The sequence below is a fragment of the Rosettibacter primus genome (assembly GCF_036860675.1).
Lineage (GTDB): Bacteria > Bacteroidota > Ignavibacteria > Ignavibacteriales > Melioribacteraceae > Rosettibacter > Rosettibacter primus.
The window spans coordinates 363,993-370,883 of the sequence record NZ_JAYKGK010000002.1 but is presented as its reverse complement, the minus strand read 5'-3'; the positions used below and the strand labels follow the sequence as shown (position 1 = coordinate 370,883).

At 31.5% G+C, this 6,891-nt stretch carries 2 protein-coding genes; both read left to right on the top strand.

The window, feature by feature from the left end:
- Positions 1–382: 382 nt before the first annotated feature.
- Positions 383–1,984, top strand: a complete 1,602-nt coding sequence (locus tag VJY32_RS04790; RefSeq protein WP_353676752.1) for an Ig-like domain-containing protein — start codon at positions 383–385, stop codon at positions 1,982–1,984.
- Positions 1,985–2,287: 303 nt separating this feature from the next.
- On the top strand, positions 2,288–5,716 hold the full coding sequence (locus tag VJY32_RS04785) for a PAS domain S-box protein (protein ID WP_353676751.1): 3,429 nt from the start codon (positions 2,288–2,290) through the stop codon (positions 5,714–5,716).
- The last annotated feature ends 1,175 nt before the right edge of the window (positions 5,717–6,891 follow it).

Sequence of the window (6,891 nt, the reverse complement as noted above, 5' to 3'; positions counted from 1 at the left end):
CTTCGTCGCCCGCTTTCAGCGGTCTCCTCAGAATGACAGGGGAAAAGAATAACGGTGGACTCCTCAGAACAACAGGGAAAGTGGTATTGTCATTCTGACTTGCCAAAGGCGAGGAAGAATCTCAGTTGTCCATCTTTTGGAGAGACACTTCAGAATAACAAAATAATTTTCGCTCAAATTATAACAGGGTTAAAAAAAGAAATACTATGAGTTCTTTATGGATTTAATGTAACTTTTCTACAGTGTTTAATAATAGTGTTTATTTCAGTATTTTCCCCAAAAATTTTTTTGATGAATGTCACTAAAATGAGAATAACTTTTGAGAAAACTTAAAATTTGTTTTATATTAATAAACAAATCTTTATAATTTAGAGGAAATGAAATGAAAAAGTTAATATTCATTTTTGTAATTCTATTCTACAGTTTAGGTTATTCACAGGTAGTAATTTCATTACCTACAGCAGTAGGAGCTCCAAACAGTGAAAATCTTTTTCCAATTACGGTATCGGATTTAACTGGTCAGAATGTAACATCTTTTCAGTTTCAAATAAACTATAATAAAAGTGCCGCATATATCACAGGGATAAGTACTACAGGAACACTTGTTGGCAGCAATAGTCCAACTATAAAAGTTGATACGGCAAATGCTTACTTGAGAGTCTCGTGGGCAAGCGCATATCCATTAACAGGTTCAGGCACATTATTCAATATAAGAATAAAGTTTAGAAACAGCGGTTCGACAGCATTACAATTTGGTGATATTGATTACGGAAATGGAAATATTAATCCCAAGATGTTTGGTCCTCAAACTTTGCAGGTAACATGGCAAAATGGAACTGCTACAGTCAGCACTACAAATAATCCTCCTGTATTTACCCCAGTAGAGAATAAAAATGTAAATGAAGGTGAAACCTTAACATTTACAGTTAATGCAACAGACCCAGAGAATGATGTAATAACATTTGGAATACAAAATAAACCACAGGGAGCTGATTTTAATCCTTCAACAAGAACATTTACATGGACTCCTAATTTTAATCAACAAGGAACTTATGTAGTGACATTTACTGCAAGCGATGGTGTTAATACTTCTGTATTGAATGTAACTATTACGGTTAATAATGTAAACAGACCACCAACATTGAACTTGAATACTACAAGTCCAGTAAATATTAGCGAAGGACAATCATATAGTCTTCAACTTACTGCAACTGACCCTGATTCTGGAGCAACATTAATATTTTATGGAACCGGTTTACCATTAGGAGCTGAAGTTACATCTACAGGATTATTTACATGGAAGCCAAATTATAATCAAGCAGGGTCATATATAATTACATTTACAGTAATGGATGAATATAATGCAACAAATTCCAAAAATTTGATAATTAATGTTGCTGATGCAAATCAGCCACCGGTATTTACGAAAACAATTCCAAAAGATACAATTATAACAGTGCATAATGTGCCCGTTACTTTTACATTTCAGTATAAGGCAGTTGATGCAGAAGGGGATCCATTAACTTTTGCTCAAGTTAAAGTTCCTGATAATGCAAGTATTAGTGCAAGTGGTTTATTTACATGGACTCCTACTCAAGACCAGGCTAATAAAACATTTCAAATTATTATTGCTGTATTAGATGGGCATAATATAGTTTACGATACAACCTCTGTTAAAACAAGTCCAGTTGTAAGTGTGAATGAAAATGCTAATATACCTTTGCACTATGCATTGTATCAGAATTATCCTAATCCATTTAATCCATCAACAACAATACACTTTGCTTTACCTGAAGAAGCAAATGTAACATTGAAAGTCTATAATTCGATGGGAAAAGAAGTAGCAACATTGGTTAACAGAGTTTTACCTGCAGGGTATCATTCTGTTATATTTAATGCAGCAAATATGGTAAGCGGAATTTATTTTTATAAAATTGAAGCAGGAAATTATAACTCAGTAAGAAAAATGTTGTTGATGAAATAAAAATTATAAGTGTTTTTATTTACTTTAAAAACATCATTATAATTCGATAATAATGATGTAAAAAAATTAAGAAGGATTTATATTGTTAATTTAAGTAATTCGGGGGTTGTTTAAATTATTAATTATAAATTTTAGAAATAAATTCCTTCGAAATGCCCCCTTTGATTTTTAGCTTATTTTAATTGTGATGAGATGACCTACATTATTTTTAGGTTATGAACTCAATAATTAACATTTGTTATAAGTAAAATATTGGGGTTAATAAAAGGTGTAGAATAAATAAAATATAATTATAAATAGAATATGTTGAACAACAAAAAAATATTTGAGGGCATAATCTTTGGGCTTCTTTTTTTAATTGTTCTTGTTTTAATGTTTTTGCTTGGCTTACATTTCATCAATCAACATGAAGAAATAATAGAACCACTAAATGTAAAATCAGAATTATTTTTTATTATAATTACTCTTTTGCTGTCTTTAGTATTGATAGGAATTTATATAATCTGGCGCTCGAAAGAAAAAGAAGAAAAAATTATTGAAGAAGAAAGTTATAGAATTGTTAAAAGTCTTAATAGATTGTATCGGGTTTTGAGTGATGTTAACCAATCGATAGTAAGAATTAAAGAAAAAGAAAAATTATTTAAGGATATATGCAGAATTGTAGTTCATGATGGGGATTATGATGTGTGCTGGATTAGTTTGCTGAATCAAGAGACAATGAAACTGCAGCCATTATTTTTTAACGAACAGAAACCTGGACTTTTTAACACTCTGAAAGAAAAAATTGATGAATTAGTAGATGTTAAATTTTTAGTAAATGAAAATGTGGTTTGCAATGATATTATTAGCGAATTAAAAGATGAAAAAAAGAAAGATGTTCTAATTTCTCTTGGATTAAATTCATTTGCTGTATTGCCATTATTGATAGATGAAAAAATTATAGGCACTATAAATTTCATTTCAAGTCAAAAAAATTATTTCAGTGATGAGGAAATAAATCTTCTTAACGAATTATCAATGGATTTATCTTTTGCAATAAAACATTTCGATGAAGAAGAAAAAAGAATTAAAGCTGAAAAAGATCTTAGAGAATCGCGTAATATGTTGCGTTTAATCCTTGATACTATTCCTGTAAGAGTTTTTTGGAAAGATGTTAATCTTAATTACCTTGGCTGTAATAAACCTTTTGCAAAAGATGCTGGACTAAATTCTCCTGATGATTTAATTGGAAAAAATGATTATGAGATGGGATGGAAAGAACAAGCAGATTTATATCGTGCAGATGATAAATTTGTTATTGAAACAAGACAACCAAAATTGAATTATGAAGAACCTCAAACATCACCGGATGGAAAAAAGTTGTGGTTAAGGACAAGCAAAATTCCATTATTAGATGCCGAAGGAAATATTAAGGGAGTATTAGGAACTTACGAAGATATAACAGCTTGGAAAACAATGGAAGAAGCTTTGAAAATCAGCGAGTCAGAGCTTCGAACAACGCTTTACAGTATTGGAGACGGTGTAATTGCTGTTGATACTAATGGATTAGTAACAATAATGAACGCTGTTGCAGAAAAATTAACAGGCTGGAAGGAAGAAGAAGCAAAAGGAAAACCACTTGAAGAAGTTTTTAAAATAATCAATGAAGAAACAAGAAAATCTGTAGAAAATCCTGTAAGAAGAGTATTACGAGAAGGAATTGTTGTAGGTTTAGCCAATCATACAGTTTTAATTTCTAAGGATGGAAAGGAATATCCGATTGCAGATTCTGGAGCCCCAATTTTTGACAGCAAAAAAAATATTACTGGGGTAGTATTAGTTTTTAGAGACCAAACTGAAGAACGCAGAATTCAAAAAGCAATTAAGGAAAGTGAAGAAAAATTCCGTGCTCTTTCAGAATCAACCTTAGCCGGTGTTTATTTGATTCAGGATAATGTCTTTAAATATGTTAATCCTTCATTAGCTAATACTTTTGGTTATAATGCTGAGGAAATTATTGATAAACTGGGACCTGTAGATTTAACATATCCTGATGACCGTGATTTAGTAAAAGAGAATATAAGAAAGCGAATTGAAGGAAAAGTAAAAGATATTCGTTATGAGTTCAGAGGTATTCGAAAAGATGGCAGAATTATTTTTGTAGAAGTTCATGGGACACAAATTATTTATAGAGATAAACCTGCTATTGTTGGGACATTAATAGATATAACAGAACGCAAAGAAGCGGAAAAAGCATTACGTTTAGCAGAAGAAAATTTCAGACACACTTTTGATGAATCTCCTATTGGTATTCGTATTGTCGATGAACAAGGTAAAACTATTTATGCAAATAAAGCACTGCTTGATATTTATGGTTATGAAAACTTGGAAGAATTGATTAATACATCAGTATCGAATCGTTATACTCCAGAAAGTTATGAAGAATTTAAGAAGAGAAGAGAATTGAGAAAACTGGGTGTTGAAACACCAAATTATGAAGTAAGTATTGTAAGAAAAGATGGAGAAGTGCGAAATCTTAAAGTATTTAGAAGAAGAATTGTATGGAATAAACAAAATCAGTATTTGGTGAATTATATTGATATTACTGAAATAAGAAAGATAGAGAAAGCATTACGTGAAAGTGAAGAACGGCTTAATTTAGCAATAGAAAGTGCGAATATTGGTTTATGGGATCAAAATTTTGTTACAGGTAAGGTTATTAGAAATAAGCAATGGGCCGAAATGCTCGGTTACACACTCGAAGAAATTCAATCTGATTTGAATGCATTTATAAATTTAATTCATCCTAATGATATAGAAGTTGTGAGAGAAAAAATTAAAGAACATGAAGACGGCAAAACTGATATTTTCAGTGTTGAATGCAGAATGTTAACAAAGGATAAAAACTGGAAGTGGATTTTAAATGTTGGAAAAATTATAGAAAGGGATTCACAAGGAAAACCAGTGAGAGCAATTGGTGTTCACTTAGATATTAATGAACGTAAATTAGCAGAAGAAGCATTAATTAGAGCAAAAGAAAAAGCTGAACAGGCAGAAAAAATTAAAACCGAATTTCTTGCTCAAGTATCTCATGAAATTCGAACCCCGATTAATATTATTGTAAGCAGTACAAATCTTATTAAGGAATCTGTTTATGACCTTGTTGAACCTGAATACAGACAATTATTTACGAGTATTGATTCCGCATCATTTAGAATTATCAGAACCATTGACCAGATTTTAAATATGTCTGAATTACAAATTGGAGCATATCAAACAAATCCAAAATTAATTGACTTGAAAGATGAGATACTTGAAAATTTATTTAATGAGTATTTAAGATTAGCAGAATCCAAAGGTTTGAGTTTAATTAAGAAATATCATGTTGAAGATGCAAAAATTATTGCTGATGAGTATTGTGTAACTCAAATATTTGCAAATTTGATAGACAATGCTATAAAGTATACAAAAGAAGGATATGTAGAAATTTCACTTAATGAAAATGATAAAAAGGAAAAAGTAGTTAAGGTTAAAGATACTGGCATAGGGATTAGCGAAGAATTTCTGCCTCGTTTATTTGAACCATTTGTTCAGGAAGAACAGGGTTATTCAAGACCATTTGAAGGAAATGGTTTAGGATTGGCTCTTGTTAAAAAATATTGTGAGTTGAATAATGCTTCCATTAGTGTTGAGTCAAAGAAAAATGTGGGTACAACATTTAGAGTAGTATTTCATCATAAGAAAAACAAGTAATTATCAATTGAGAGGTGCATATTACAAAGTAAATTAAAGCTAATCAGATTTATCTTTCATTCCATTAATCGAAATCTTAATATTCTTACTTCTTAAATAATGTCTGCATTTAAATTTATATTGCAAATTTTTACTGAATGATGATATCATTAAGTGTAATTATTATTTGTCATTCTAAGGATACCGCCAATATTTTTTCCCCGTCATTCTGAGGAGACCGCTGAAAGCGGACGACGAAGAATCTAATTCCATTTTTTGTTTTTAAGAGATTCTTCATTCCACTTCGCTTCATTCAGAATGACGGTGTTATTTCTTCCCTGTCATTCTGAGGAGACCGCCGTTAGGTGGTCGATGAAGAATCTAATTCCATTTTTTGTTTTTAAGAGATTCTTCTTTCCACTTCGTTCCATTCAGAATGACTTTTTATTTTCAATTCAATCATCATAAAAAACTCACCCTAAATCCCTCTCTTAAAAAGAGAGGGAAATCTAGCTCAAAGTATTTCTCGGGGGGTTAGTTATATTAATTAAAAAACTAAATTGTTATACCGTCTTTTTTGTTGAGATACTTCGTCTGCCTGTAGCGAACTCAGTATGACTTAATTCTCTTGTTTTAAGAGACTCTTCCTCGCCTTCGGCGAGTCAGAATGACATTTTTATTTCTCTTGTCATTCTGAGTTGACCACCGTTATTTTTTTCCTGTCATTCTGAGGAATCCCACCGAAAGGTGGATGACGAAGAATCTAATTCCATTTTTCGCTTTTAAGAGATTCTTCCTCGCCTTCGGCGAGTCAGAATGACAATACCACTTTCCCTGTTGTTCTGAGGAGTCCGCCGTTATTCTTTTCCCCTGTCATTCTGAGGAGACCGCTGAAAGCGGGCGACGAAGAATCTAATTCCATTCTTCGTTTTTATGAGATTCTTCATTCCGCTTCGCTTCATTCAGAATGAATGTAGTCTGCTGTGAAATTTATTTCTTGCGGATTTCGTAGAGTTACACTTATTATTTATTTTGTATTTCTTATATATACAATATTTTAGCACACTGATGACACTAATAAAACAAGATTTTCACAGATTTTTACTTTGCGTCCTTTGCTCCTTTGCGTTTTTCCTTAATCGCAGAGGTTAGATAGAAAGTCACAAATTATTAGAACACTGATAACACAGATTAGA

Coding starts and splice junctions, on each gene's coding strand:
- VJY32_RS04790 (WP_353676752.1), top strand. CDS start 383: ATGAAAAAGTTAATATTCATTTTTGTAATTCTATTCTACAGTTTAGGT.
- VJY32_RS04785 (WP_353676751.1), top strand. CDS start 2,288: ATGTTGAACAACAAAAAAATATTTGAGGGCATAATCTTTGGGCTTCTT.